Source organism: Streptomyces beigongshangae, assembly GCF_019710745.1.
In the GTDB taxonomy this organism is placed as follows: domain Bacteria; phylum Actinomycetota; class Actinomycetes; order Streptomycetales; family Streptomycetaceae; genus Streptomyces; species Streptomyces beigongshangae.
Genome location: NZ_JAHKJW010000082.1, coordinates 1 through 26,219, shown reverse-complemented (window position 1 = coordinate 26,219; position 26,219 = coordinate 1). Strand labels below are relative to the sequence as shown.

Below are 26,219 nucleotides of genomic sequence, written 5' to 3'. Positions count from 1 at the left end.
GGCAGCCGCGGGCGAGCCGGGCGTAGGGGTCGCGGGCCGCCGGGGGCCCCGCGGCGACGGACCGCGCGCACCCCGGACCGCCGTCGGGGCGGTGGCCCGGACGGGTGGTCGCGGCGAGGGGGCGGTCGGCGTGCACCGGGGGTGTCAGCCCCGTCCGTGCCGCAGCGCGGGGTGCGCGCCGGCGGCGACCAGGTCGGAGACGGCGGTCTTCGGGTCGCGGCCGGTCACCAGGGACTCGCCGACCAGTACGGCGTCGGCGCCCGCGTTGGCGTAGGCGATGAGGTCGTGCGGACCGCGGACCCCGGACTCGGCGATCTTCACGAGGTGCGCGGGGATCTCGGGCGCGACGCGCTCGAAGGTGCCGCGGTCGACCTTGAGGTCCTTGAGGTTGCGCGCGTTGACGCCGATGACCTTCGCCCCGGCGTCCACCGCCCGGTCGACCTCGTCCTCGTCGTGCACCTCGACGAGCGGGGTGAGCCCGATGGACTCGGCGCGCTCGATGAGGGACTCCAGGGCGGGCTGGTCGAGGGCCGCCACGATGAGCAGCGCGAGGTCGGCGCCGTACGCGCGGGCCTCCCACAGCTGGTACGACGTGACGATGAAGTCCTTGCGCAGCACCGGGATGTCGACCCGGGCCCGGACGGCCTCCAGGTCGGCGAGCGAACCGCCGAAGCGGCGCTGCTCGGTGAGCACGGAGATGACGGCCGCGCCGCCCGCCTCGTAGTCCGCGGCGAGGGCGGCGGGGTCGGCGATCGCGGCGAGGGCGCCCTTGGAGGGGCTGGAGCGTTTGACCTCGCAGATGACCTTGACGCCGTCGCCGCGCAGGGCCGCGACACCGTCCTTGGCGGGCTGGGCCTTCGCGGCGCGCTCCTTGAGCTCGTCGAGGCTGACGCGCGCCTGCCGCTCCGCGAGGTCGGCACGGACTCCGTCGATGATCTCGTCGAGCACACTCACGCGAGCGGCCCCCTTCCCTGACGGTGAACGGTTGAAGCGGTTCTGCGGTTGGAGCGGTTCTGCGGTTCTGCGGTGGTGCGGCCGGAGGTGGCCGGCGGTCACCGAGATGGTATCCGCAGGAGGGCCCGGACCTCACATCCGGTCGCCGCCGGCCGGTCAGGGACGGAGCCAGCCGCCGAACGGCAGGTTCCGGACGACGGTGAAGACCAGTATCAGCGAACCCAGTACCCACAGCAGGGACGGCTTCGGATCGACACGCGGCGGCCGCCCCCGGAGCGAGCGGACCACCCAGACGGTCCACAGCACGGCGCCGGCCAGGAAGCCGAGCACCGCGACCGCGTTGGCGCCGAGGGCCGTCCCGGGATCCCCGTGCACGACGGCGTACGCGCTGCGCAGTCCGCCGCAGCCGGGGCAGTACAGGCCCGTGTACCGGAGCAGCGGGCAGACGGGGTAGTGGCCCGGTTCGTTCGGGTCGACGGTTCCCACGTACGCGAAGGCCGCGGCGGCGGCCAGGAGGATCCCGCCGGGCACGGCGAGCCGTTGCCGTACGGATCCGGGAGCGGGCGTCGCCCTCTGGGATGCGGCGTTCACCCGTCGCATTCTGCCGGTCCGGGGCGGTGGCCGCACGCGGCGGGAGACGGGTGCGGCCACCGGAGGGCCGGGCCCGCTTCCCGCGGGGCCCGGGTCAGCTCTCGGCCGACGCCACGTCGTGGGTCGGGTGCGTGCCCTTCGGCTGGCCGAGGCCCGCCGCGCGCATGGCCATGCCGACCACGCCGCCGAGGACGACGACGACCATGCCGGCCCAGAAGCCCAGCGGGTTGGCCATCACCATGAAGGCACCGGAGACGCAGAAACCGATGAAGGCGATGATGACACCGGTCCAGGCGGCCGGGGTGTGACCGTGGCTGCTGCCCGCCATGACTTGCTCCTCGTTGCTGTGTGTGGATGAGCCGGACGCTCACTCCCATTGTCCCGCACCCCCGCCGGCGCCCCGGCCCGGGGTGCCCCCGAAGGGACGCGGGGAACCCGCGCGACCGGCCCCGACGCACCCGCGGCCGAAGAAGCCGAAGAACCCGCGGCCGGGGGACCGCTCACGCGCCGGTGGGATCCTCGCCCCGGTCCAGCGCCTTCCAGATCTCCTCCGGCCGGTCGGGATCGGCCGGAGCCCGGCTCCGGCGGGGACGCGGCGTGCCGTCCCGCTCGTACCGCCCCGACATGGCCGGCCAGAGCCGCCCGTAGCGCAGGGCGAGCAGCCCCGCGAGGAACAGCAGCAGCCCTCCGGCGACGGCCACGTACGGCCACCCCGTGTGGGTCATCGTGTCCGCGGTCGCCGCCGTGTCACCGGTCGCCGCCGCGGCCTTCTCGTCGAGCGCGGAGCTGTCGGACACCCCGAGGAGCGCCGAGACGACGGTGCCCGCGCCGGAGAGCGCGAGCAGCCCCGCGACGAGCCACCGGCCCGCCCGCCTGACGGCGAAGACGGCGACGAGCGAGGCGAGCCCCACGATCGCCAGCGCGGCGGGGACGCCCGTGACGTCGCTGCCCGTCGCGCTCAGCGGGAACTCGCCGCCGGCCACGGTCGTGGTGCCGTCCGACCAGCCGCGCCGGGTGGCGAGCAGCACGAGGGCCGCGCCGAGCGCGCCGGACAGCAGGGCGAGGGCCAGGCTCCGGCGGCCGGCCCGGGCGGGCGCGGGGGCATCGGGTCGGGGGTTCGGTACGGCAGTCACGTACCCCACTATCGCCCGAACTCCGGGCGGACCGTCACCCGGGCGTACGTGAGCCGCGTCGCACCGGGCCCGTATGTCCGGTTCGCACCCCTGAACCGCTCACCCTGAATCGCTCACCCCGAACCGGTCGCGCCGAGCCGGTTGGCCGTGTGGACCGCGCGGAGGACGGCGGCGGCCTTGTTGCGGCACTCGGTGTCCTCGGCGACGGGGTCCGAGTCGGCGACGACGCCCGCGCCCGCCTGCACGTACGCCGTACCGTCGCGCAGCAGCGCCGTGCGGATGGCGATGGCGGTGTCGGAGTCCCCCGCGAAGTCGAGGTAGCCGACGCACCCGCCGTACAGACCGCGCCGCGAGGGCTCCAGCTCGTCGATGATCTGCATCGCGCGGGGCTTGGGGGCGCCGGAGAGCGTGCCCGCGGGGAAGCAGGCGGTCAGCACGTCGAAGGCCGTACGGCCCGCGGCGACCCGGCCGGTGACCGTCGACACGATGTGCATGACGTGCGAGTAGCGCTCGATCGACATGAAGTCGACGACCTCCACCGAGCCGGGCTCGCAGACCCGCCCCAGGTCGTTGCGGCCCAGGTCGACGAGCATCAGGTGCTCGGCGCGCTCCTTGGGGTCGCCGATCAGCTCGTCGGCGAGGGCCTGGTCCTCCTGGACCGTGGCGCCGCGCGGCCGGGTGCCCGCGATGGGGTGGACCATCGCCTGCCCGTCCTCGACCTTGACCAGGGCCTCCGGGGAGGACCCCACGACGTCGAAGCCGTCGAAGCGGAAGAGGTACATGTACGGGGACGGGTTGGTCGCCCGCAGGACCCGGTACACGTCCAGGGCGCTCGCCGTGCACGGCGTCTCGAAGCGCTGGGAGGGGACGACCTGGAAGGCCTCCCCGGCCCGGATGCGCTCCTTGATGTCGTCGACGGCGGCCTGGTAGTCGGGGCCGCCCCACTGCGCGGTGTACTCCGGGAGTTCGGACGGCGGGAGCGCGGCGGGCGGCTGCGAGACGGACCGGGAGAGGTCGGCCTCCATGGCGTCGAGGCGGGCCACCGCATCGTGGTACGCCTCGTCGACGCCGGTGTCGAGGTCGTTGTGGTTGATCGCGTTGGCGATCAGCAGGACCGAGCCGTCCCAGTGGTCCAGGACCGCGAGGTCGCTGGTGAGCAGCATGGTGAGCTCGGGCAGCTTCAGGTCGTCGCGCTCGCCGGGGCCGATCTTCTCCAGGCGGCGCACGATGTCGTAGCCGAGGTAGCCGACCATGCCGCCGGTGAACGGGGGCAGTGCCCGGTCGTGGGCGAGGTCGCGGGGCGTGTGCAGGGCCTCGACGGTGGCGCGCAGGGCCGCCAGGGGGTCGCCCTCGGCCGGGACGCCGACCGGCGGGGTGCCCAGCCAGTGCGCCTGGCCGTCGCGCTCGGTGAGGGTGGCGGCCGAGCGGACACCCACGAAGGAGTACCGGGACCAGGTACGGCCGTTCTCCGCGGACTCCAGGAGGAAGGTGCCGGAGCGTTCGGCGGCGAGTTTGCGGTAGAGCGCGACGGGTGTGTCGCCGTCCGCGAGGAGCTTGCGGCTGACGGGGACGACACGCCGGTCGGTGGCCAGCTTGCGGAAGGTCTCTAGGTCCATGGCGGGTGACCCTACTGATCCACGGCCGGTACGCCGGAACCGGCGTCCCCCGCCGCGTCCGCCGCGCCCGCCGCCTCCGTGCCCTGGGCGTCTCCGGCCTCCTTCAGGAGCACGTCGGCGTCGAAGCAGGTGCGGTCGCCGGTGTGGCAGGCGGCGCCCACCTGGTCGACCTTGACCAGCACGGTGTCGGCGTCGCAGTCGAGGGAGACCGACTTGACCCACTGGAAGTGCCCGGAGGTGTCGCCCTTGACCCAGTACTCCTGGCGGCTGCGCGACCAGTAGGTGCACCGGCCGGTGGTCAGCGTGCGGTGCAGCGCCTCGTCATCCATCCAGCCGAGCATCAGCACCTCACCGGTGTCGTACTGCTGGGCGACGGCGGGAACGAGTCCGTCGGCGCCGCGTCTCAGACGGGCGGCGATCTCGGGATCCAGGCCGCTGGGCCTGCTGGGCATCGGCGTGCTGGTCATGGCGACCATTGTGCCGCGCCGGAGGCCCGGGCCCGGACGGCGTCCACTGGATGAGAGGCCGCCGCGGGATCGGTGGCCCGCAGAAGTGGGCGGACCGCCGGGGTGGTCGTAGGCTGGCGGGCATGTCGACCCATGCCAAGCGTGAACGACTTCTCCTCGCCGATCTGTTGGAGGCCGAGGGACCGGACGCCCCCACTCTGTGCGAGGGCTGGAACACCCGCGATCTCGCCGCCCACGTCGTGGTGCGCGAGCGCCGCCCCGACGCGGCGGGCGGCATCCTGGTCAAGCAGCTCGCGCCGCGCCTCGAACGGGTGATGGCGGAGTTCACGGCGAAGCCGTACGAGGAGCTGATCCAGCTGATCCGTACGGGACCGCCGCGTTTCTCGCCGTTCTCCCTCAAGCAGGTGGACGAGGCGTCGAACGCGACCGAGTTCTACGTCCACACCGAGGACGTGCGCCGGGCCAGGCCCGACTGGGTTCCCCGGGTGCTCGACCCGGTCTTCCAGGACGCCCTGTGGTCCCGCCTCGAACGGACGGCCCGTCTGATGGGCCGCCGCGCGCCCACCGGTCTGGTCCTGCGCCGTCCGGACGGCCGGACGGCCGTCGCGCACCGCGGCGTCCCCGTGGTGACGGTCACCGGCGAACCCTCCGAACTGCTCCTGTTCGCCCACGGCCGCCAGCTCGCGGCGGACGTGGAGGTGGACGGCGACAAGGACGCGATCACCAGGATCCAGGAGACGAAGCAGCTCGGCCTGTAGCCCTTTTCGCGAACGGCCCCGGCCGCCGGGCGGCCGGGGCTCCGGCGGTGCGGCGGCGCGTCACCGCACGGGATGTCCCGCCTCCCGCAGCGCCTGCTTCACCTGGCCGATGCGCAGGTCCCCGAAGTGGAAGACGGACGCGGCCAGCACCGCGTCCGCGCCCGCCGTGACGGCCGGCGGGAAGTCGGCCAGGCCGCCCGCGCCGCCGGAGGCGATGACCGGCACCGTGACGTGCTTGCGCACGGCCTCGATCATCTCGATGTCGTAGCCGTCCTTGGTGCCGTCGGCGTCCATCGAGTTGAGCAGGATCTCGCCGGCGCCCAGTTCGGCGGCCCGGTGCGCCCACTCGACGGCGTCGATGCCGGTGCCCTCGCGGCCGCCGTGGGTGGTCACCTCGAAGGACCCGGTGTCCGTCCGGCGCGCGTCCACCGACAGGACCAGGACCTGCCGTCCGAAGCGCTCCGCGATCTCGCGGATCAGGTCCGGGCGGGCGATGGCGGCGGTGTTGACGCCGACCTTGTCCGCGCCGGCCCGCAGCAGCTTGTCGACGTCCTCGCCCGTACGCACGCCGCCGCCCACCGTGAGCGGGATGAACACCTGCTCGGCGGTGCGCCGCACCACGTCATAGGTGGTCTCGCGGTTGCCGGAGGAGGCGGTGATGTCCAGGAACGTCAGCTCGTCGGCGCCCTCGGCGTCGTAGACCTTGGCCATCTCGACGGGGTCGCCCGCGTCGCGCAGGTTCTGGAAGTTGACGCCCTTGACGACCCGGCCGCTGTCGACGTCCAGGCAGGGGATGACTCGTACGGCCAGGGTCATGACGCGGGTGCCTCCGCGGGCGCCGGCCGGTACGCCTCGACCTCGACCTCGACCACCAGGCCGGGGTCCACGAAACCGGAGACGATGATCATGGACGAGACAGGCCGGACCGTGTCGAACAGCTCCTTGTGGGCGCGCCCGACGTCCTCCACGTCCCGGGCGTGCGTGAGGTACATACGCGTACGCACGACGTGCTCGCGGCCGAGGCCCAGCTGCCCCAGGGCCGCCAGCGCGACGCCGAAGGAGTTGACCGCCTGCTCGTAGGGGCCGCCGCCGGCGATCTCGCCGTCCACCACGGAGGTGCAGCCGGAGACCAGGACCAGGCCGTTCGGCAGCTCCACCGCGCGGGAGTAGCCGAAGGAATCCTCCCAGGGGGCGCCGGTCGTGACGCGTCGCACGGCGCTCATCCGGCCACCGCCGCGAGCGCCTCTTCGAGCGTGAACGCCTCGGCGTACAGGGCCTTCCCGACGATCGCGCCCTCCACGCCGTGGGGGGCGAGTGCGGCGACGGCGCGCAGGTCGTCCAGCGAGGACACGCCTCCGGAGGCGACGACGGGGCGGTCCGTCGCCGCGCAGACGTTCTTCAGGAGTTCCAGGTTCGGGCCCTGGAGCGTGCCGTCCTTGGCGATGTCCGTCACGACGTACCGCGCGCAGCCCTCCTTGTCGAGGCGCTCCAGCGTCTCGTAGAGGTCGCCGCCGTCGCGGGTCCAGCCGCGGCCGCGCAGGGTGGTACCGCGTACGTCGAGGCCCACCGCGATCCGGTCGCCGTACTCGGCGATGACCTTCGCGACCCACTCGGGGGTCTCCAGGGCGGCGGTGCCGAGGTTGACGCGGGTGCAGCCGGTGGCGAGGGCCGCGGCGAGGGTGTCGTCGTCACGGATGCCGCCGGACAGCTCCACCTTGATGTCCATGGCACCGGCGACCTCGGCGACCAGCGCGCGGTTGTCGCCCGTGCCGAACGCGGCGTCCAGGTCCACCAGGTGCAGCCACTCGGCGCCCGACCGCTGCCAGGTGAGGGCCGCCTCCAGGGGCGAACCGTACGAGGTCTCCGTGCCGGACTCGCCGTGCACGAGCCGGACGGCCTGGCCGTCGCGGACGTCGACGGCTGGGAGGAGTTCGAGCTTGGCCATGGTCTACAGGGTTCCGATCCAGTTGGTGAGCAGCTGCGCTCCGGCGTCGCCGGACTTCTCGGGGTGGAACTGGGTGGCCCACAGGGCGCCGTTCTCGACGGCCGCCACGAAGGGCTTGCCGTGCGTGGACCAGGTGACGAGCGGTGCGCGCATCGCCGGGTTGGCGGTCTCCAGGGACCAGTCGTGGACGGCGTAGGAGTGCACGAAGTAGAAGCGGGCGTCGTCGTCCAGGCCGGCGAAGAGCTTCGAGCCGGCCGGGGCGTCCACGGTGTTCCAGCCCATGTGGGGCACGACGTCCGCCTGGAGCGGCTCGACCGAGCCGGGCCACTCGTCGAGGCCCTCGGTCTCGACCCCGTGTTCGATGCCGCGTTCGAAGAGGATCTGCATGCCGACGCAGATGCCCATGACCGGACGGCCGCCGGCGAGGCGGCGGCCGACGATCCAGTCGCCGCGCGCCTCCCGCAGGCCCTTCATGCAGGCGGCGAAGGCGCCGACGCCCGGCACCAGCAGGCCGTCCGCGTTCATGGCCTTGTCGAAGTCGCGGGTGATCTCGACCTGGGCCCCGGTGCGCGCGAGGGCGCGCTCGGCGGACCTGACGTTCCCGAAGCCGTAGTCGAAGACGACGACGCGCTTCGAGGAGTTCGAGGAACCCGAGGAACCCGAAGAACCCGAAGAAGCGGAAGAGACGGACGGAGTACTCAATTCCATACCTCCAGCCGGAGGACACCGGCCACGAGACACATCGCCGCGCCGATCGACAGCAGGATGATCAGGCTCTTGGGCATCTGTTGCTTGACGAAGGAGTAGACCCCGCCGAGCAGGAAGAGCCCGACGACGATCAGTACGGTGGAGAGGCCGCTCATGGCTTTACAGCGCGCCCTTCGTGGAGGGCAGGATGCCCGCCGCGCGCGGGTCGCGCTCGGAGGCGTACCGCAGGGCCCGGGCGAGCGCCTTGAACTGGCACTCCACGATGTGGTGGGCGTTGCGCCCGTACGGCACGTGCACGTGCAGGGCGATCTGCGCCTGCGCGACGAAGGACTCCAGGATGTGCCGGGTCATCGTCGTGTCGTACTCGCCGATCATCGGCGCCATCTTCTCGGGCTCGGTGTGCACGAGGTAGGGGCGGCCGGAGAGGTCGACGGTGACCTGGGCGAGCGACTCGTCCAGCGGGACGGTGCAGTTGCCGAAGCGGTAGATGCCGACCTTGTCGCCGAGCGCCTGCCGGAAGGCGCCGCCCAGCGCGAGGGCGGTGTCCTCGATGGTGTGGTGCGAGTCGATGTGCAGGTCGCCCTCGGTCTTCACGGTGAGGTCGAACAGACCGTGCCGGCCGAGCTGGTCGAGCATGTGGTCGTAGAAGCCGACGCCTGTCGACACGTCGACCTTCCCGCTGCCGTCGAGGTCGATCTCGACGACGACGGAGGTCTCCTTGGTGATCCGTTCGACACGGCCTGTGCGGCTCATGCGCTCTGCTCCTTCGGGGGTGTGGGGACGGTCGCCGCCGCCGGGGGTGTGCGCAGCTCACGGACCGCGTCGAGGAACGCGTCGTTCTCGGCGGGGGTGCCCGCGGTGACCCGCAGCCAGCCCGGTACGCCGTTGTCCCGGACCAGGACACCCCGGTCGAGGATCCGCCGCCACGCCTCGTGCGAGCCCGCCGCGCCGTCGAAGCGCCCGAACTGGACGAAGTTGGCGTCGGACTCGGTCACCTCGAAGCCGAGCGCGCGCAGTCCGGCGACCAGCCGGTCCCGCTCGGTCTTCAGCTGCTCGACGTAACCGAGCAGCGTGTCGGTGTGTTCCAGGGCGGCCAGCGCGGTCGCCTGGGTGACGGCCGACAGGTGGTACGGCAGCCGTACCAGCTGGACGGCGTCCACGACCGCGGGGTGGGCGGCGAGGTAGCCGAGGCGCAGCCCGGCCGCGCCGAACGCCTTCGACATGGTGCGCGAGACGACGAGACGCGGCCGGCCCTCGATCAGCGGCAGCAGTGACTCGCCGTGGCTGAACTCGACGTACGCCTCGTCGACGACGACCATCGCCCCGCCCGTCGCGGACCTGGCGGCCTGCGCCGCCTCGTACAGCGCGAGGACGGTCCCGGCCGGGACGGCGGTGCCCGTGGGGTTGTTGGGGGTGGTGACGAACACGACGTCGGGGGCGTGCTCGGCGATCGCCGCGACGGCGGCGGCGCGGTCGATCGTGAAGTCCTCGCCGCGGGGCCCGGAGATCCAGCCCGTGCCGGTGCCGCGGGCGATCAGGCCGTGCATCGAGTACGAGGGCTCGAAGCCGATCGCGGTGCGGCCGGGCCCGCCGAAGGTCTGCAGCAGTTGCTGGATCACCTCGTTCGAGCCGTTGGCCGCCCAGACGTTCTCGACGCCGACCGCGTGCCCGCCGGTCTTCGTCAGGTAGGCGGCCAGTTCGGTGCGCAGCTCCACCGCGTCCCGGTCGGGGTAGCGGTTGAGCCGGCGGGCGGCCTCGCGCACCCGCTCGGTGATCCGCTCGACGAGCGGCTCCGGCAGCGGGTACGGGTTCTCGTTGGTGTTCAGCCGGACGGGGACGTCGAGCTGGGGCGCGCCGTAGGGGGACTTGCCGCGCAGCTCGTCGCGGACGGGGAGGTCGTCGATCCCGAAGGGGGTGCCCGGAGGGGTGCCGGGCGAGATGTCGGGAACGGTGCCGGGAGCGGTGTCGGGGGAACTCACTTGCCGGGCACCTTCCAGCCGAACCGGGCCTTGACCGCCGCTCCGTGGGCGGGCAGGTCCTCCGCCTCCGCCAGCGTCACCACGTGGTGGGCGACCTCGGCCAGCGCGTCGCGCGTGTAGTCGACGATGTGGATGCCGCGCAGGAAGGACTGGACCGACAGGCCCGAGGAGTGGCACGCGCAGCCGCCGGTCGGGAGCACGTGGTTGGAGCCGGCCGCGTAGTCGCCGAGCGAGACGGGCGCCCAGGGTCCGACGAAGATCGCGCCGGCGTTCCTGACCCGGTCGGCGACCGCGGGCGCGTCCGCGGTCTGGATCTCCAGGTGCTCGGCGCCGTACGCGTCGACGACCCGCAGGCCCTCCTCCACGCCGTCGACCAGCACGATCGCGGACTGCCTGCCGTTCAGCGCCGGGACGATCCGGTCCTCGACGTGCTTGGTGGCGGCGACCTGCGGCTCCAGCTCCTTCGCGACCGCGTCGGCCAGCGCGGCCGAGTCGGTGACGAGGACGGCGGCCGCGAGCGGGTCGTGCTCGGCCTGGCTGATCAGGTCGGCGGCGACGTGCACCGGGTCGGCGCTGTCGTCCGCGAGGATCGCGATCTCGGTGGGGCCGGCCTCGGCGTCGATGCCGATGCGGCCCGCGAAGTAGCGCTTGGCGGCGGCGACCCAGATGTTGCCGGGCCCGGTGACCATGTCGGCGGGGGCGCAGGACTCGGTGCCGTACGCGAACATCGCCACGGCGGTCGCGCCGCCGGCCGCGTACACCTCGTCGACCCCGAGCAGCGCACAGGCGGCCAGGATCGTCGGGTGCGGCAGGCCCCCGAAGTCGGCCTGCGCGGGCGAGGCGAGCGCGATCGACCCGACCCCGGCCTCCTGCGCCGGGACCACGTTCATGATCACGGACGAGGGGTAGACGGACCGGCCGCCGGGCGCGTACAGGCCGACGCGGCCGACCGGCACCCACTTCTCGGTGACCGAGCCGCCGGGGACGACCTGGGTGGTGTGCGTGGTGCGGCGCTGCTCGCGGTGGACGATGCGGGCGCGGCGGATCGACTCCTCCAGGGCCGCGCGGACGGCTCCGTCCAGTCCGTCGAGCGCGTCCGTGAGGGCCTGCGCGGGGACCCGGACGGACTCCAGGCGCACGCCGTCGAACCGTTCCGCGTAGTCGATCAGCGCCGCGTCGCCCCGATGGTGCACGGCCTCGCAGATCGGACGCACCTTCTCCAGGGCGGCCGAGACGTCGAAGTCGGCTCGGGGCAGCAGGTCGCGCAGGGCGGCGCCCTCGGGGAGGGCGTCGCCGCGCAGATCGATTCGAGAGATCACACGGTCAATTCTCTCAGACCGCCACCGGGGGCCGGACGCCTGTATCAATCGCTGATACGCGGCGCGGCCCCCGGTCGGCGCATGGCCCGATCCAACCCCTTTCCATTACTGAGAGTCACTGTCGTCACTCTCAGCTTTCAAGCGGTGACCCAGTGGGCATCACATGGACAGCTGTACGAAACCCGCGAGTAGCAAAGGGGAAAGTGGACATCGTGACCGACGGGCCCGGCCTTCGCGCCGGAGAGCTGCCGGACGACCTGAACAGCGCCGAGGTCGGCATGTGGCAGGCGTTCCGCAACGGCAGCATGTACGACCTGCGGGCCGGGGACCCCCTCCTCGACGACCCGCACGGCGGGCACCCCTGGGGGCCGGAGCGCACCGTGCGGGCCCGGATCGTGTGCTGGCTGCTGCTGGACGGCCCGCCCGCCCTCGACGGCCGGGTGTCCTCCCTCAAGCTGACCGGGGTGCAGATCGTCGGCCCGCTCGACCTGGCGGGCGGCACCGTCGAGCCGTACCTGGAGATGAAGGGCTGCCGCTTCGAGAAGGAGATCCTGCTGCCGGAGTCCCGGTTCACGACGGTGCGGCTGGTGGACTGCGCGATACCGCGACTGGAGGCGGCCCGGCTGCACACCGAGGGCGATCTGCACCTGCCGCGCTCCCGCTTCCACCACGGCGTCCGCCTCACCGACGCGCAGATCGGCACGGACCTGCTCCTCAACCAGACGGTGATCCACCGGGACCGGCGCGACAACTCCCTGGTCGGCGACGGGATGACCGTCGGCCAGGACCTCCAGGCCGAGATGATGGAGTCGTACGGGGAACTGAGCCTGCGCGGCGCGAAGGTGGGCGTCTCGCTCAGCCTGCGCGGCAGCAGGCTGACCAACCCCTACGGGCGCCGGGCGCTGAACGCACCGCAGCTGACCGTCGAGCGCACCGTGTACCTGACGCCCGCGGGCGTCGGCGACCCCGTGCTCACCAGCGGCCGGACGCCCGCGCACGGCACCCGGATGCAGCGGTTCGAGTGCGAGGGCGGGATCCGGCTCGACGACGGCCGGTTCGGGGACGCGGTGGACTTCGAGCAGGCCCGCCTCATCCTGCGCGACGACCAGGAGGTCTCGCTGCGCCGCGTCCAGGTGCCCGAACTGCGGTTCCTGGGCCGGCGCCCGCAGTACGGACGCATCGTGCTGAACGGCGCGCGGGTGGTCACCCTCGTCGACCAGGCGTCCAGCTGGCCGGGCGCGGGCCAGCTCCAGATGGGCGGCTTCCAGTACGAGTACCTGGTGCCGCGGGGCCCGTTCCCGCTGGAGCGGCGCCTGCAGTGGGTGGCCGCGGCCACTCCCGAGTACAACCCCGAGCCGTACGAGCGCCTCGCCACGGTGCTGCGCAGCAGCGGCGAGGACGAGGGCGCGCGCGAGGTGCTGCTCGCCAAGCAGCGCCACCGCCGCGAGAACCTGCCGGTCGCGACCAAGCTCTGGGGGTACGTACAGGACTGGACGGTCGCCTACGGATACCGGCCGGGGCGTGCGGCCGTCTGGATGACCGTGCTGTGGGCGACGGCGTCGCTCGCCTTCGCGCACGCCGACCATCCGCCGCTCAAGCACGGCGAGCACCCGCCGTGGAACCCCTCGCTGTTCGCCCTGGACCTGCTGCTGCCGGTCATCGACCTCGGCCACGTCGGCTTCTGGCAGCTGCACGGCGGCTGGCAGTGGCTGTCCGCCGTGGTGGTCCTCCTCGGCTGGGTCCTGGCGACGACGGTGGCGGCGGGCGCCACCCGGACGCTCCGCCGGACCTGAACCACCCTCGCGGCCGGGCCCGTACACCTGCCCGACAGCTGCCCGGTGCCTGATGACCAGTCACCTTTTACCCATCCTTGACCCTCTCCGAAGCAACCGGAACACGGTTACGAAAGCGTCACCGAACATCCTCTGGCACACCTCCGACCTGCGGATTTCAATGAGCAGCACCATGCCACTGCTGCGAGCGCTCATCCGTACGGTCCGGATGGCGCGGAACACCTCGGGCCTCGCCGCCGGTCTGCCCGACGACGACGAGGTACTGCTCGACGCCCCGGACGAGCGTCTCGGACCCGCCCTGGTCGCGGCGGGCCGCGGCGACTTCGGCGCCGCGGCCGCACTGCTCCGCGCCACCCGCGAGGGCGCCGAGTGGGAGAACCGCGACCGGTACACGGCCCGCCTCGCCGCCTTCGCCCTCTCCCGCGGCGAGTGGTTCGACGACTGGCGCGCCGCCGCCCCGCACGACCCGGACGCGACGCTCGTCGGGGCCGAGCTCGCGCTGTGCCGCGGCCGGCGCTCACCCGCCCGCGCCGAGCTGCTGCGCCGGATCGCGCCGCTGGTCTCCGCCGCCGCCGAGGGCGACCCGCGCGACCCGGTGCCCTGGCGGATCGCGCTGGACCACGCCCGGGGCACGGACGCGCCGCGGACCGAGTTCGAGCGGGTGTGGGCGCAGGCCGTCCGCCGCTCCCCGCACCACTACGGCTGCCATGTCGCCGCCCTGCGGTACCTGTGCGCCGCCCGGCACGGCTCGCACGACGCGTGCCTCGACTTCGCCGAGCGGGCCGCGCGGGACGCCCTGCCCGGCTCCCTGGTCCAGGCGCTGCCCGTGCGCGCGGCCTTCGCGTACCTCATGGAGGACGGCGGGGGCGCCGTGCCCCGCGAGCGCCTCCACGCGGCGGCCGACCTGGCGGTCGCCCTCTCACGGGAGTACCCGGACGCCGACCCGTGGCCCGCGGAGGCGCGCAACCTGCTCGTCTACGTGCTGATCCGGCTGGACCGCTGGGAGGACGCGCTGGACCAGCTGCGCCGGATCGGCCCGTACGCCACCTCGTTCCCGTGGGACCGCCTCTCGGACGACCCGCTGGGCCAGTTCCTCGAACTGCGCGACGGGATCAGGCTCCAGGTGGCCTCGGAGAGGCCCCTGAGGGCACGGAGGAGGGATCTCCCGCATCCGAGGGGTGGGCACGGCGGACGCGGGCCCCGCGGTGACCATTAGGATTTCGCGTCGTGACCACCGTCCGGCTTCCCCTCTTCCCGCTGAACTCGGTGCTGTTCCCCGGGCTCGTCCTGCCCCTGAACATCTTCGAGGAGCGTTATCGCGCCATGATGCGCGATCTGCTGAAGACCCCCGAGGACGAACCCCGCCGGTTCGCCGTCGTCGCCATCCGCGACGGCCACGAGGTCGCGGCCACCTCGCCCGGCATGCCCGACCGGACGGCCCTGCCGCGGCGCGGGCCCTCGGCGGGCTTCGGCGACGACCCCCTGAAGGCATTCCACGCGGTGGGCTGCGTCGCCGACGCCGCGACCGTCCGGGAACGCGCCGACGGCGGCTTCGAGGTGCTGGCCACCGGGACGGTCCGGGTACGGCTGCTCTCCGTGGACGCCTCCGGGCCCTATCTGACGGCCGAGCTGGAGGAACTGGCGGAGGAGCCCGGCGAGGAGGCGGGAGCGCTGGCCGAGGGGGTGCTGCGCGCCTTCCGGCAGTACCAGAAGCGGCTGGCGGGGGCCCGCGAGCGGTCCCTGTCGACCGGCGCCGACCTGCCGGACGAGCCGGCCGTCGTCTCGTACCTGGTGGCGGCCGCGGCGATGCTCGACGTCCCGGCGAAGCAGCGGCTGCTGCAGGCGCCGGACACCGCGTCCCGGCTGCGCGAGGAGCTGACGCTGCTGCGGGCCGAGACCGCGATCATCCGCAATCTGCCGTCGCTGCCCGCGGCGGAGCTGACGCGCGGGCCGACGAGCCTCAACTGAACCCGAGCACCGTCCCGAGCCGTGAGAGGGATCCCTTGGCGAAGAAGTCGAAGAAGCAGCAGCCGGGCGGCACACCGGCGACCGTCGCGCTCGCCTCGGCGGGCGTCGCGTTCACGGTCCACTCCTACGAGCACGACCCGGCGCACCCCTCGTACGGGGAGGAGGCGGCCGAGGCGATGGGCGTGTCGCCGGACCGGGTCTTCAAGACGCTGGTAGCGGACGTCGACGGGGAACTGACGGTCGCCGTGGTGCCCGTGGCGGGCTCCCTCGACCTGAAGGCGCTGGCGGCGGCGGTGGGCGGCAAGCGGGCCGCGATGGCCGACCCGGCCGCCGCGGAGCGCACCACCGGGTACGTCCGCGGGGGCATCTCCCCGCTCGGCCAGCGCAAGAGGCTCCGTACGGTGCTGGACGCGTCCGCGCGCGGGCACGCCACCGTCTGCGTGTCGGCGGGGCGGCGGGGGCTGGAGGCCGAGCTGGCCCCGGAGGACCTCGTGAGGCTCACGGACGCGGTGGTGGCGCCCATCGGGCGTGCGTGACCCCTCGACGGGGGCGGGATTCTCGGTTAAGCACCGAGGACATGTCGAAGAGGACGCGCAAGCGGAAGTGGCGGATCAGGAAGGGGCGGGCGAATCACGGGCGGCGCCCCGCGTGAACGCTCTGCCGGGTTCGTGAGGTCGCCGCGGGAGGTTGCCGCGGGCCGGTGTGTCGTCCGCGGGTTTCGCCGTGGCCGATCGCGCGGTTCCCCGCGCCCCCTCGGGGACGCTCTTCAGATCTTGGGGGCCGGGGGACACGGCGACTCGAAGGGGTCCGGGTCCTTCGGGGTGAAGAGGGACGTCAGGCCCAGGTGGGTCAGCAGGGCCGAGAAGGACCAGGCCAGTACCGCGCCCTTCGCGCCCAGCTCCAGGGGGGCGTCGAAGGTGACGCCCACCCCCACCTCCTTGGCGTGCGCGGCCACGTCCCGGGTGGGGCCGAGCCATATGCCCAGGCGCCAGGCGAGCAGGGAGCCGAGGATGCCGCCGACGGTGAGCGCGACGACCAGCGCGATACCGCCCCGGCGCCGCAGGAGGAACACGACCACCCCGCTGACCAGGCCGAACGCGAGCGCCAGCAGGGTGAACGTGCCGTCCACACCGATGGCCTGCTCCCCTTCCGTGTCCTTGAGGTAGACCGTGGTGCTGTCCGAGACGAGCGGCACGTGCGGCGCCAGCCACCACCACAGGACACCGAGCAGCACTCCGCCGAGCGCCATCGCGGCCGTGACGACCACGGCCTCGCGCAGTTCCGTCCTCATCCCGGGACCGTCCTCCCCGTGACCGGACCCGTATCCGGCGGGCGGCGCCTGCCAGGCGTCGTGCGGCGGCTGGTGGTTCGGCGGCGGGGGCGGAGTCAGCGGTGCGGTCACACTGACATCGTGCCAGGCCCGCCTCCCGGGCGCGTCACCGGACGGCCGCCCGGCGGTAGGCCCAGGTCGCCACGGCCAGCGAGACGACGCCGACCCCCGCGCACACCGCCAGGTCCAGCAGGACGACACCCCAGTCGGGGTCGGGACAGAAGGTCAGCCCGAGCGCCTCGACCCCGTAGGTGGAGGGCAGCAGGTCACGGGCCCACTGGACGACCGTCGGCAGCCGGTCCGGCGGCAGCACCCCGAGCAGCAGCGCGGCCGACATGCCCAACTGACCGAGCAGCGTGGCGAGTTCCGGGCGGGGCGCGAGCAGCCCGAGGGCCGCCCCGAGGCCGGCGAGCGCGGCGCCCGCGAGCGGGACGACGGCGATCAGGATCCACAGGTGTGTCAGCGGCAGCTGGAAGAGCACGCTGCCCACGACGGCCGTCACGAACGTCCCGGGCACGGTGAAGGAGGCGTACGCGGCGGCCGCGCCGAGCACGACGGCCGCGGGCGGCACGGGCAGCGTCGCGTAGTGGTCGAGGCCGCCGCTGGCCCGCAGCTGGCCGAAGTACTGGGCGAGCAGGTTGAGCGCGACGAACGCGACCACGAGGACCGACGAACCGGCGACCACGGCCCGCGCCTCGTCGCCGCCGTCCACGACCCCGCGCATCAGGACCATGATCCCGACGGACTGGAAGGTCGCCACGAACAGCAGCGGGATCCGCGCCACCCGGGCCCGGGAGAGCTGCGCCCGGTAGACGGCGGCCAGCGCCGGCCACAGCCGCGCGCGCGGCCCGAGCGCGGCCACGGCACGCGCTCCCTCCCCGGTGTCCGCGCCCCGGTTCACGTCCGCGCGGGCTGCGCCGGGCAGGACCTCGGCGGGTACGACACTCACGTCGAGCGGCTCCTGTTCGCTTCGGCTGTCGTCCTTGTACCTGTTCCGTACGGCTGCGGGGACCCGCGTGCTCATGCCTTGACCAGCCCCCGTGCGCTTCCGGCGCTGCCGCCCAGTGCCAGATACACGTCCTCCAGGCTCGGGGTGGCGAGCGTGAAGTCGTCCAGGGCCGCGAAGGCGGCGCCGCCGGTGACCGCCGCGACGGCCGCGCGGGCCTCCTCGGGGGAGAGCCGCAGCGACCAGCGACGGCCCGACTCTACGGCGCCGTCGCGCAGGGCCGCGACCTCGGGCACGTCGAGCGGGGCGCGCTCGCGCCAGACCAGTTCGAGGCGCACCTCGCCGGCGACCTGCTCCTTCAGCCCGGAAGGGGTGTCGCAGGCGATGACGCGGCCCCGGTCCAGCACGGCGACCCGGTCGAGCACGGTCTCGGCCTCGATGACGTTGTGGGTGACCAGGAGGACCGTCGTGGCGTGCTCGGCCCTGCGCCGGTCGACGGCGCCCCAGACGGCGCGGCGGGCGACGGGGTCCATGCCGGTGGTCGGCTCGTCGAGGACGAGGAAGGGCCGCGCGCCGACGAGTACGGTGGCGAAGCAGGCGAGCCGGCGCTGCCCGCCGGAGAGCTTCTTGAGGGGCCGTGCGGCCAGCGGGGTGAGCCCCAGCTCCTCCAGGACCGCGTCCCGCTCGGCCCGGGCGTCGCGCGCGTCGAGTCCGCGCAGCCGTCCGGTGGTCTCCGCGGCGAGCGACACGGTCAGCTCGTCGAGCGCGGTGGACTCCTGTCCCAGGTACGCGAGGATCCGCGCCGCCCGCTCGGGGTGGCGCACGATGTCGTGCCCGAGGATCTCGACCGTGCCGCGGTCGGGGCGCATCAGCCCGGTCAGCTGGCGGACGAGGGTGGTCTTGCCGGCGCCGTTCGGCCCGAGCAGCCCGAAGATCTCACCGCGCCGGATGTCGAGCCGCACCCCGTCGGTGGCCCGCACCTCGGGCGTGCCGGGTGCTCCGCGGCGCCCGCGCACCGCCGGATACGTCTTCGTGAGGTCCCGCACCGCGCACACGACATCCCCGCCGTGCCCGTCCCGGACTACCTGTGCGGTGCGCATGCTCACGAGACCCGAGACTACGGGGTCCCGCCCTCCGGACGACGCCCGGGGCGGCCATACACCCGATATCACCCGGTCCGGCCCCCCTTCGGGGACGCCCCGAAGGGGGGCGGGGAACTGTGCGACCGGCCCGCACCCGCCCGGCAGCCGCCGCACCGCCCCGAAGGCCCACCCGCAAAAGGCGCCCTACTCCCCCGCGGGAGCGTGCTCCGCGGAGGTCCGCGCCTCGATCTCCCGCCAGAACCCCGCCCGGATCGCATACCGGTCGTGCTCGTCGATCTGGTCGTCCTTGTGCGCGAGCAGCCCGAACCGCGCCGCGTACCGCAGCAGCTCCCCGTCGATCCGGTGCGGCACCCGCGGATACATCGTGGACAGCTTCTGCAGCTGCGCCTGGTCGGAGAGCCGCTCCATCCACCGCCGCGCGAACACCTGCCCGACCTCGAACGGATCACCGCCCACCGTGGTGATGTCCTCCTCGCGGTCGGCCCACCGCTGCTCGGCCGAGGTGAGCTGCGCGAGTGTCGGCAGCAGCGCGGCCTCCGCGGTCTCGGCGGTGGCGCCGGGCCGGTCGACCCACCCCTTGTCGGAGGACCACCGCAGCGTCGCGTTCGCGGGATGCTGCGGCGTCTGCGCCCCGGGGGCGGGAGCGGGAGCGCGCAGCGCCGCCAGGTCCTTCGGCGTCGGCACGACCTTCGCGGCCGGCACCCGCGCCGGCGTGCCGTTCTCGCCCGGCGCGGCCTGCGCGTGCTCGGTCTCCTCCGCGGACCGCTCCTCCCCGGAGCCGAGCGCGGACTCGGGCAGCGGCGCGGAGAGGATCGCGGCGATCTCGGGCCGCGGCACGGGCGGCGGCGCGCAGATCCCGCCCAGCTCCTTGGCCCGGACGGCCCGGGTGATCCAGATCCGGTCCAGCACGCGCCGCTCGTCGGCCTCCGCGACCAGGTCCTCGGACTGGTTGTAGTCGCCGTCCGCGGCCTGCACGGCCCACAGGTGCACGGCGACCCCGTGCTCCTTGGCCGCCATCATGCCGGGCAGCAGGTCCCCGTCGCCGGTGACGAGCACGACGTCGGAGCAGGCCCGGTTGCGCGCCAGCTCCGTGAGTTCGGCGTGCATCGCGGCGTCGACGCCCTTCTGCGCCCACCGCCCGTCGCTGCGGGTCAGCGCGCCCAGGCGCACCGTGACCCGGGGCATCACGCGCAGCCTGCGGTGCTCCGGCTGCGGTACGCGGTCGGGGGCCCCGTCGAACCAGTAGATGCGCAGCAGGGGCCGGCCCGTCTCGGACTCGGCGCGCTCGCGCAGCCCCTGGATGAGGGCGGCGTGGTCGACGGTGATCCGGGATCGCGAGGGTTCCCCGGCGAGGAGACTGGCAGCGGCCCCGAGCAGATAACCGGCGTCCACCAGGACAATGCAACGGTCCACGCGATCCACCCTCTTTCCGGGAGGTTTGCTTCGGGCTTGCTTCGAGTCTGCCCGACCTCGCGGAGGTTAACGGCCGGAACTCGATCTTCGGCGTGGCGGATCGGGGTATCACCCGGCCACAGACCTTGTCACGCACGGTAATTCTCCGAAATGCGCGGCTCCTCAGCCTATGTGAGTCTGATCCCGGCTCCAGAGGGCTTCTGATGGCCCCTGGCCCCCTAATCCCCCGTAGGAGGCAGCACCATGGCCAAGAACAGGAACCGCAAACAGGGCGGCGAGCAGGACCGCTCGCCACAGACCGAGCGTGCGCAGGAGCAGTCCCCGGCGCCGGCGCAGCAGTCGCCGGTGTCGCAGATCCAGGGCAGTCCCGCCGATGTCGCCCGTAAGCACCAGAAGCGTTTCGGCCACAACTGAGACGGGCGCGCGGGCCTTTCCGGCCCAGACACACGCCGAGGGGCGCACCCGTGCACGGGTGCGCCCCTCGCGCTCGTCCGGCCCGCCCTCCCCGGAAGGGGGGCGCGGCGGTCAGGCGGTCGTCGCCAGGCAGGCCGGGCCCAGCAGCACCTTCAGGTCGCCGAAGAGCGCGGGGTCGGGCTTCACCCGGTGCCGGTCGAGTCTCAGGACCGTGGTCCTGCTGGGGCCCTGGAGCCTGATCCGCACCTCGCTCTCGCCCTTGTGGTGGCTGAGGATCTCGCCGAGCCTGCTGACCATCGGCGGGGTGATCTTCAGGGCCGGGATGGTGAGGATCACGGGCGCGTTGGCGCCGGCGTTCGACAGGTCCGGGACCTGCAGCTCCATCGCCACCAGGCGGGGGACGTCCTCGCGCTTGTCGAGGCGTCCCTTGACGAACACCACCGCGTCCTCGACGAGTTGCGTGGACACCAGCTGGTAGGTGGCCGGGAAGAACATGCACTCGATGGATCCGGCGAGGTCCTCGACGGTGGCGATGGCCCAGGCGTTGCCCTGCTTGGTCATCTTGCGCTGGAGGCCGGAGATGATGCCGCCGATGGTGACGACCGCGCCGTCCCCGTGCTCGCCTCCGGTGAGCTGGGCGATGCCCGCGTCGGCCTTGTCGGACAGCACGTGCTCCAGGCCGAAGAGCGGGTGGTCGGAGACGTACAGGCCGAGCATCTCGCGCTCCTGGGCGAGCAGGTACGCCTTGTCCCACTCGTCGGTGGTGAACTCCACGTCGAGTCCGAAGCCGGGCTCGGTGCTGTCCTCCTCGCCCATGCCGCCGAAGAGGTCGAACTGCCCCTCGGCCTCCTTGCGCTTGACCTGCACCACGTTGTCGATCATCGGCTCGAAGTGCGCGGTGAGGCCCTTGCGGGTGTGCCCCATCGTGTCGAAGGCGCCGGCCTTGATGAGGGATTCCGTGGTGCGCTTGTTGCAGGCGACCGCCTCGACCTTGTCGAGGTAGTCGGGGAAGGAGGCGTACTTCCCCTTGGCCTTGCGGCTGCGGATGATCGACTCGACGACGTTCGTGCCGACGTTGCGGACGGCGGAGAGGCCGAAGAGGATCACGTCGTCGCCCTGGGCGGCGAAGTTCTGCTCGGACTCGTTCACGTTCGGCGGGAGCACCCTGATGCGCATGCGCCGGCACTCGTTGAGGTAGACCGCCGACTTGTCCTTGTCGTCCTTGACGGAGGTGAGCAGGGCGGCCATGTACTCGGCCGGGTAGTTGGCCTTGAGGTACGCCGTCCAGTAGGAGACGAGTCCGTACGCGGCGGAGTGGGCCTTGTTGAAGGCGTAGCCGGCGAAGGGGACCAGGACGTCCCACAGGGCCTGGATGGCCTCGTCGCTGTAGCCGTTCTTCTTGGCGCCGGCCTGGAAGATGGTGAAGTTCTTCGCCAGTTCGTCGGGCTTCTTCTTGCCCATCACGCGGCGCAGGATGTCGGCCTCGCCGAGCGAGTACCCGGCGATGATCTGGGCGGCCTTCTGCACCTGCTCCTGGTAGACGATCAGGCCGTAGGTGACCGCGAGGACCTCTTCGAGCGGCTCCCGCAGCTCCTTGTGGATCGGGGTGATCTCCTGGCGGCCGTTCTTGCGCTCCGCGTAGTTGATGTGCGAGTTCATGCCCATCGGGCCCGGCCGGTAGAGGGCCGAGACGGCGGAGATGTCCTCGAAGTTGTCGGGCTGCATCTGGCGGAGCAGGGAGCGCATCGGGCCGCCGTCGAACTGGAAGACGCCGAGGGTGTCACCGCGGCAGAGCAGTTCGAAGGTCTTGGGGTCGTCCAGCGGCAGGTCGAGCATCTCCAGGTCGATGCCCTTGTTGGCCTTCACCATCTTGACGGCGTCGTCCATGATGGTGAGGTTGCGCAGGCCCAGGAAGTCCATCTTGAGCAGGCCCAGCGACTCGCACTGCGGGTAGTCCCACTGGGTGATGGTCACGCCGTCGGTGTGCCGCACCCAGATGGGGGCGTGGTCGACGATGGGCTCGCTGGACATGATCACGCCGGCCGCGTGCACGCCCATCTGCCGGACCAGGCCCTCGACGCCCTTGGCGGTGTCGATGACCTTCTTGACGTCCGGCTCGTTCTCGTACATCGCGCGGATCTCGCCGGCCTCGCTGTAGCGCGGGTGCGAGGGGTCGGTGATGCCGTTCAGGTCGATGCCCTTGCCGAGGACGTCGGCGGGCATCGCCTTGGTGAGCCGGTCGCCCATCGCGTACGGGTAGCCCAGCACGCGCGCGGAGTCCTTGATGGCGTTCTTCGCCTTGATCTTGCCGTACGTGCCGATCATGGCGACCTTGTCGGCGCCGTACTTCTCGGTCACGTACCGGATCACCTCGACGCGCCTGCGCTCGTCGAAGTCGATGTCGACGTCGGGCATGGAGACGCGCTCGGGGTTCAGGAACCGCTCGAAGATCAGGCCGTGCGGGATCGGGTCGAGGTCGGTGATGCCCATGGCGTAGGCGACGATCGAGCCGGCCGCGCTGCCGCGGCCCGGGCCGACCGCGATGCCCTGCTTCTTGGCCCACATGATGAAGTCGGCGACGACGAGGAAGTACCCCGGGAACCCCATCTGGATGATGACGTCCATCTCGTACTCGGCCTGCTTCTGGCGGTCGTCGGGGACGCCGCCGGGGAAGCGGCGCGCCATGCCGCGGCGCACCTCCTCCTGGAACCAGGTGACCTCGGTGAAGCCCTCGGGGATGTCGAACTTCGGCATGAGGTTCTTCGCCTCGAACATGCCGGTGGTGTCGACCTGCTCGGCCACCAGGAGCGTGTTCGCGCACCCTTCCTGCCAGGCGTCCGAGGAGTCGATGGCGTACATCTCGTCCGTCGACTTCAGGTAGTAGCCGCCGCCGTCGAAGCGGAAGCGGTCCGGGTCGGAGAGGTTCTTGCCGGTCTGGATGCACAGCAGCGCGTCGTGGGCCGTGGCCTCGTGCTCGTACGTGTAGTGCGAGTCGTTGGTCACCAGCGGCGGGATGCCGAGCTTCTTGCCGACCCGCAGCAGATCGTCACGGACCTTGCGCTCGATGTCGATGCCGTGGTCCATCAGCTCCAGGAAGTACCGGTCCTTGCCGAAGATGTCCTGGTACTCCGCGGCCGCCTTCAGCGCCTCGTCGAACTGGCCCAGGCGCAGCCGGGTCTGCAGCTCGCCGGAGGGGCAGCCGGTGGAGGCGATCAGGCCCTCGGACCACTGGGAGATGGTCTCCTTGTCCATGCGGGGCCACTTCTGCAGCCAGCCCTCGGCGTACGCGTCCGAGGAGAGCCTGAACAGGTTGTGCAGACCCGTCCTGTTCGCCGCCCAGATCGTCTTGTGGGTGTAACCGCCGGAGCCGGAGACGTCGTCGCGCTTCTGGTGCGGCTGACCCCACTTGATCTTGCGCTTGTTGCGGCGCGACTCGGGCGCGACGTACGCCTCGATGCCGATGATCGGCGTGACGCCCGCCTTCTTGGCCGAGTGGAAGAAGTCGTACGCCCCGTGGAGGTTGCCGTGGTCGGACATCGCGATGTGGCTCATGCCCATCTCGTTGCAGGCGTCGAACATGTCCTTCAGCCGCGCGGCACCGTCCAGCATCGAGTACTGGGTGTGGACGTGCAGGTGCGTGAACGGCGTCTTCGACACGGCTTGGGCCTCCAAGAAGAACATATGCCGTCGGGCTTCCGACGGGCTTCCGGCGGGCTGCGGACAGTCCGGGGGACAGCGACGAAGTCTATGCCCGCGGACCGACACGAGGAGCGCTTCCCCCCGTACCTTCGTGCGGGGGGAACGGGCACTCCCGGGACCCCCCGTGCGTTGGACGGTGACGGAGACATCCGTTCCGCCGGACGGCACGTTCCGTCCCATTCGTCATGCAGTACCTGCACCAGGAGGCACCCAGCGATGTCGGTTCCGCAGCTCAGCGCCGAGCAGCGCGGCGAACAGATCCTCGCCGTCTTCGATACCGCCTTCGGCGACCTGCTGGCCGCCGACCCGGCCGCGTTCCGCGTGAAGTTCCGGAAGATGGCGGCCTCGGCGTTCGCGTTCTACCGCGGGACGGCGAACCTCTTCTACCACGACCTGGGGCAGGAGAGCGGCGGACGGGGCGACGGCGGGGCGTACGGCGGACCGTACCTGGACGAGCGCACCTCCCGGGTGTGGATCCACGGCGACCTGCACGCCGAGAACTTCGGCACGTACATGGACGCCCAGGGCCGGCTGATCTTCAACGTGAACGACTTCGACGAGGCGTACGTCGGCCCCTTCACCTGGGACCTCAAGCGCCTCGCCGCCTCGGTGGCCCTGATCGGCTACGCGAAGGCGCTGAGCGACGAGCAGATCACCGCCCTCGTACGGACGTACGCGGCCGCCTACCGCGAGCGCATCCACGCCCTCGCGACGGGCGCCAAGAGCGACGAGGTGCCGCCCTTCACGCTGGACACCGCGCAGGGCCCGCTCATCGACGTCCTGCGGGACGCGCGCTCGCTGACCCGCTTCGGACTGCTCGACTCGATGACCGAGATCCGCGACTTCGAGCGCCGCTTCGCGCCGGGCGGCGGCTCCGTCGAGCTGGACGCGGCCACCCGCTACAAGGTCCTGGCCGCCTTCGACGGCTATCTGGAGACGCTGCCGGACTCCTCCCTGGACCGCCCGGACTCCTACCGGGTCAAGGACGTCGTGGGCCGCCGCGGCATCGGCATCGGCTCGGCCGGCCTGCCCTCGTACAACATCCTCCTGGAGGGCGCCACCGACGCCCTGGAGAACGATGTGGTGATCTACATCAAGCAGGCCCAGACCCCCGCCGTCTCCCGCCACGTCACCGACCCCTCGATCCGCGACTACTTCCAGCACGAGGGGCACCGCACGGTGATCTCCCAGCGCGCGCTCCAGGCGCACGCCGACCCGTGGCTGGGCTGGACCGAGCTGGACGGCGCGGGCCAGCTGGTCGCCGAGGTCTCGCCGTACGCGGTGGACCTCGACTGGAGCGACATCGACGAGGCGGAGGAGATCGCGGCGGTCGTCGCCGACCTCGGCCGGGCCACCGCCACCATGCACGCCGCCGCGGACGACGAGAGCGGCCACTCGGAGCTGGTGCCGTTCTCCACGGAGCGCGCCATCGACGCGGCGATCGCGGGCGACGAGGCCGGTTTCGCGGACCTCCTCGTGGACTTCGCACACGACTACGGCGCCCGCGCACGCCGCGACCACCAGATCTTCGTGGACCTGTTCCGTAACGGACGCATTCCGGGTCTGTAGCCGTCCGGACACCCACAGGAACCCTTTAGGGGTCCCTTACCGGAGTACGTGACAGACTCATCAGTGCTATGGACATATCCGGGACCCCGCTCAGAGCCGTGCGCGCGGCGCTGTTCACGGCACTGGTCGTGACGCTCAGCACCGCGTCGCACGTGCTGCTGTCCCGGGCTCCCCTGCCGCTGGCCACCGTGGCCGCGATCGCCGGTGCGGTCTTCGTCGTCGCGTACGCGCTGGCGGGCCGGGAGCGCGGCTTCGGGCGGATCGCCGCCCTGCTGGTCCCGCTGGAGCTGGCCGCCGACACCCTGTTCACCGCCGGCCAGCACGCCTGTTACGGCGCGGCGGGCGGGCCGGTGACCGGCCCGCTGCGCTCGGTCGGTCTCGACGTGCTGTGCGGCGGCGAGGTCGGCGCCCCGCTGGCCCGGGTGACGGGCGGCGAGGTCACGCCCGCCGCGGCGCTGCTCGCGCAGGCCGACCCGGGCGCCGCCTGGCTGCTGCTCGGCGCGCACGTCGGCGT

The 26,219-nt window shown here is 72.5% G+C and carries 26 protein-coding genes and 1 pseudogene; 8 read left to right on the top strand and 19 right to left on the bottom strand.

All coding sequences use genetic code 11. The features are described from left to right. Positions 1-144: 144 nt before the first annotated feature. The 6 genes from trpC to hisI form a co-directional block, all read right to left on the bottom strand. Complete coding sequence (trpC, locus tag KM933_RS35500; RefSeq protein WP_221360577.1) at positions 145-954, bottom strand: indole-3-glycerol phosphate synthase TrpC; 810 nt, start codon at positions 952-954, stop codon at positions 145-147. A gap of 156 nt (positions 955-1,110) precedes the next feature. Further along, positions 1,111-1,554, bottom strand: a complete 444-nt coding sequence (locus tag KM933_RS35495) for a DUF2752 domain-containing protein (protein WP_221360575.1) — start codon at positions 1,552-1,554, stop codon at positions 1,111-1,113. Positions 1,555-1,639: 85 nt separating this feature from the next. Next, entirely contained in the window at positions 1,640-1,873 is a 234-nt protein-coding gene (locus KM933_RS35490) for an HGxxPAAW family protein (protein WP_221360573.1), read from the bottom strand. A gap of 172 nt (positions 1,874-2,045) precedes the next feature. Then, positions 2,046-2,687: a TIGR02234 family membrane protein gene (locus tag KM933_RS35485; protein ID WP_221360571.1), complete on the bottom strand. Its 642-nt coding sequence runs from the start codon at positions 2,685-2,687 to the stop codon at positions 2,046-2,048. Between the two features lie 104 nt (positions 2,688-2,791). After that, positions 2,792-4,294 carry an anthranilate synthase component I gene (locus KM933_RS35480; RefSeq protein ID WP_221360569.1) on the bottom strand — a complete coding sequence of 501 codons (1,503 nt, stop codon included), beginning with the start codon at positions 4,292-4,294 and terminating at the stop codon, positions 2,792-2,794. A gap of 11 nt (positions 4,295-4,305) precedes the next feature. Beyond that, entirely contained in the window at positions 4,306-4,761 is a 456-nt protein-coding gene (hisI, locus tag KM933_RS35475) for a phosphoribosyl-AMP cyclohydrolase (protein ID WP_221360551.1), read from the bottom strand. Between the two features lie 122 nt (positions 4,762-4,883). Here hisI and KM933_RS35470 point away from each other — a divergent pair, with 122 nt between their 5' ends. Beyond that, positions 4,884-5,519 carry a TIGR03085 family metal-binding protein gene (locus KM933_RS35470; RefSeq protein ID WP_221360532.1) on the top strand — a complete coding sequence of 212 codons (636 nt, stop codon included), beginning with the start codon at positions 4,884-4,886 and terminating at the stop codon, positions 5,517-5,519. Between the two features lie 60 nt (positions 5,520-5,579). Here the strand turns inward: KM933_RS35470 and hisF are convergent, their stop codons facing one another. The 8 genes from hisF to hisD are packed head-to-tail and all read right to left on the bottom strand — an operon-like array spanning position 5,580 to position 11,470. Next, entirely contained in the window at positions 5,580-6,335 is a 756-nt protein-coding gene (gene hisF, locus KM933_RS35465; protein ID WP_221360530.1) for an imidazole glycerol phosphate synthase subunit HisF, read from the bottom strand. Further along, positions 6,332-6,742, bottom strand: a complete 411-nt coding sequence (locus KM933_RS35460; protein WP_221360521.1) for a RidA family protein — start codon at positions 6,740-6,742, stop codon at positions 6,332-6,334. The genes hisF and KM933_RS35460 overlap by 4 nt, the downstream gene beginning before the upstream one ends. Next, positions 6,739-7,464, bottom strand: coding sequence for a bifunctional 1-(5-phosphoribosyl)-5-((5-phosphoribosylamino)methylideneamino)imidazole-4-carboxamide isomerase/phosphoribosylanthranilate isomerase PriA (gene priA, locus KM933_RS35455; protein WP_221360519.1), 726 nt, complete (start codon positions 7,462-7,464; stop codon positions 6,739-6,741). Before priA ends, KM933_RS35460 begins: the two co-directional genes overlap by 4 nt. Positions 7,465-7,467: 3 nt before the next feature. Beyond that, positions 7,468-8,166 carry an imidazole glycerol phosphate synthase subunit HisH gene (hisH, locus tag KM933_RS35450; RefSeq protein WP_221360517.1) on the bottom strand — a complete coding sequence of 233 codons (699 nt, stop codon included), beginning with the start codon at positions 8,164-8,166 and terminating at the stop codon, positions 7,468-7,470. Then, positions 8,163-8,327 (bottom strand): hypothetical protein, encoded by a 165-nt coding sequence (locus KM933_RS35445; protein ID WP_221360515.1) that lies wholly within the window; start codon positions 8,325-8,327, stop codon positions 8,163-8,165. Before KM933_RS35445 ends, hisH begins: the two co-directional genes overlap by 4 nt. A 4-nt stretch (positions 8,328-8,331) precedes the next feature. Then, entirely contained in the window at positions 8,332-8,925 is a 594-nt protein-coding gene (gene hisB, locus KM933_RS35440; RefSeq protein WP_221360513.1) for an imidazoleglycerol-phosphate dehydratase HisB, read from the bottom strand. Further along, entirely contained in the window at positions 8,922-10,112 is a 1,191-nt protein-coding gene (locus KM933_RS35435; protein WP_221360581.1) for a histidinol-phosphate transaminase, read from the bottom strand. The genes hisB and KM933_RS35435 overlap by 4 nt, the downstream gene beginning before the upstream one ends. Positions 10,113-10,147: 35 nt before the next feature. Beyond that, complete coding sequence (gene hisD, locus KM933_RS35430) at positions 10,148-11,470, bottom strand: histidinol dehydrogenase (RefSeq protein ID WP_221360511.1); 1,323 nt, start codon at positions 11,468-11,470, stop codon at positions 10,148-10,150. A 212-nt stretch (positions 11,471-11,682) separates the two neighbouring features. Here hisD and KM933_RS35425 point away from each other — a divergent pair, with 212 nt between their 5' ends. The 4 genes from KM933_RS35425 to ybaK all read left to right on the top strand — a co-directional run bounded on the left by KM933_RS35425 (position 11,683) and on the right by ybaK (position 15,767). Continuing rightward, a complete protein-coding gene (locus KM933_RS35425) occupies positions 11,683-13,263 on the top strand; it encodes an oxidoreductase (RefSeq protein WP_221360509.1) in 1,581 nt (526 codons plus the stop codon). A 172-nt stretch (positions 13,264-13,435) separates the two neighbouring features. Further along, a complete protein-coding gene (locus KM933_RS35420) occupies positions 13,436-14,479 on the top strand; it encodes a hypothetical protein (protein WP_221360498.1) in 1,044 nt (347 codons plus the stop codon). 11 nt (positions 14,480-14,490) lie between these two features. After that, positions 14,491-15,231, top strand: coding sequence for an LON peptidase substrate-binding domain-containing protein (locus tag KM933_RS35415; RefSeq protein WP_221360496.1), 741 nt, complete (start codon positions 14,491-14,493; stop codon positions 15,229-15,231). A 35-nt stretch (positions 15,232-15,266) separates the two neighbouring features. After that, positions 15,267-15,767: a Cys-tRNA(Pro) deacylase gene (gene ybaK / locus KM933_RS35410; RefSeq protein ID WP_221360494.1), complete on the top strand. Its 501-nt coding sequence runs from the start codon at positions 15,267-15,269 to the stop codon at positions 15,765-15,767. 230 nt (positions 15,768-15,997) lie between these two features. Here the strand turns inward: ybaK and KM933_RS35405 are convergent, their stop codons facing one another. The 4 genes from KM933_RS35405 to KM933_RS35390 form a co-directional block, all read right to left on the bottom strand. After that, positions 15,998-16,633, bottom strand: coding sequence for an AAA family ATPase (locus tag KM933_RS35405; RefSeq protein WP_221360492.1), 636 nt, complete (start codon positions 16,631-16,633; stop codon positions 15,998-16,000). A gap of 34 nt (positions 16,634-16,667) precedes the next feature. Beyond that, complete coding sequence (locus KM933_RS35400) at positions 16,668-17,510, bottom strand: ABC transporter permease (RefSeq protein WP_308013654.1); 843 nt, start codon at positions 17,508-17,510, stop codon at positions 16,668-16,670. A gap of 71 nt (positions 17,511-17,581) precedes the next feature. Next, positions 17,582-18,613, bottom strand: a complete 1,032-nt coding sequence (locus KM933_RS35395; RefSeq protein WP_430727413.1) for an ABC transporter ATP-binding protein — start codon at positions 18,611-18,613, stop codon at positions 17,582-17,584. Between the two features lie 180 nt (positions 18,614-18,793). After that, entirely contained in the window at positions 18,794-20,023 is a 1,230-nt protein-coding gene (locus KM933_RS35390; protein ID WP_221360488.1) for an NYN domain-containing protein, read from the bottom strand. A gap of 243 nt (positions 20,024-20,266) precedes the next feature. Between KM933_RS35390 and KM933_RS35385 the strand changes: the two genes are divergently transcribed. Further along, positions 20,267-20,437: a hypothetical protein gene (locus KM933_RS35385; RefSeq protein WP_221360486.1), complete on the top strand. Its 171-nt coding sequence runs from the start codon at positions 20,267-20,269 to the stop codon at positions 20,435-20,437. Positions 20,438-20,548: 111 nt separating this feature from the next. On the opposite strand, the gene dnaE is transcribed toward KM933_RS35385, so the two are convergent. Next, entirely contained in the window at positions 20,549-24,094 is a 3,546-nt protein-coding gene (gene dnaE, locus KM933_RS35380) for a DNA polymerase III subunit alpha (protein WP_221360484.1), read from the bottom strand. A gap of 258 nt (positions 24,095-24,352) precedes the next feature. On the opposite strand from dnaE, the gene KM933_RS35375 reads away from it, so the two are divergent. Further along, entirely contained in the window at positions 24,353-25,705 is a 1,353-nt protein-coding gene (locus KM933_RS35375) for a DUF2252 domain-containing protein (RefSeq protein WP_221360482.1), read from the top strand. A 68-nt stretch (positions 25,706-25,773) separates the two neighbouring features. Further along, positions 25,774-26,219: pseudogene (locus tag KM933_RS35370) on the top strand (hypothetical protein); the annotation flags it as partial.

Excerpts from the sequence above, each read along its gene's own strand:
- KM933_RS35375 (WP_221360482.1), top strand. The coding sequence starts at position 24,353 with ATGTCGGTTCCGCAGCTCAGCGCCGAGCAGCGCGGCGAACAGATCCTC.
- hisF (WP_221360530.1), bottom strand. The coding sequence starts at position 6,335 with ATGACCCTGGCCGTACGAGTCATCCCCTGCCTGGACGTCGACAGCGGC.
- priA (WP_221360519.1), bottom strand. The coding sequence starts at position 7,464 with ATGGCCAAGCTCGAACTCCTCCCAGCCGTCGACGTCCGCGACGGCCAG.
- KM933_RS35445 (WP_221360515.1), bottom strand. The coding sequence starts at position 8,327 with ATGAGCGGCCTCTCCACCGTACTGATCGTCGTCGGGCTCTTCCTGCTC.
- KM933_RS35460 (WP_221360521.1), bottom strand. The coding sequence starts at position 6,742 with ATGAGCGCCGTGCGACGCGTCACGACCGGCGCCCCCTGGGAGGATTCC.
- hisB (WP_221360513.1), bottom strand. The coding sequence starts at position 8,925 with ATGAGCCGCACAGGCCGTGTCGAACGGATCACCAAGGAGACCTCCGTC.
- KM933_RS35385 (WP_221360486.1), top strand. The coding sequence starts at position 20,267 with ATGGCCAAGAACAGGAACCGCAAACAGGGCGGCGAGCAGGACCGCTCG.
- KM933_RS35480 (WP_221360569.1), bottom strand. The coding sequence starts at position 4,294 with ATGGACCTAGAGACCTTCCGCAAGCTGGCCACCGACCGGCGTGTCGTC.
- KM933_RS35470 (WP_221360532.1), top strand. The coding sequence starts at position 4,884 with ATGTCGACCCATGCCAAGCGTGAACGACTTCTCCTCGCCGATCTGTTG.
- KM933_RS35490 (WP_221360573.1), bottom strand. The coding sequence starts at position 1,873 with ATGGCGGGCAGCAGCCACGGTCACACCCCGGCCGCCTGGACCGGTGTC.
- KM933_RS35495 (WP_221360575.1), bottom strand. The coding sequence starts at position 1,554 with ATGCGACGGGTGAACGCCGCATCCCAGAGGGCGACGCCCGCTCCCGGA.
- KM933_RS35420 (WP_221360498.1), top strand. The coding sequence starts at position 13,436 with ATGCCACTGCTGCGAGCGCTCATCCGTACGGTCCGGATGGCGCGGAAC.
- hisI (WP_221360551.1), bottom strand. The coding sequence starts at position 4,761 with ATGACCAGCACGCCGATGCCCAGCAGGCCCAGCGGCCTGGATCCCGAG.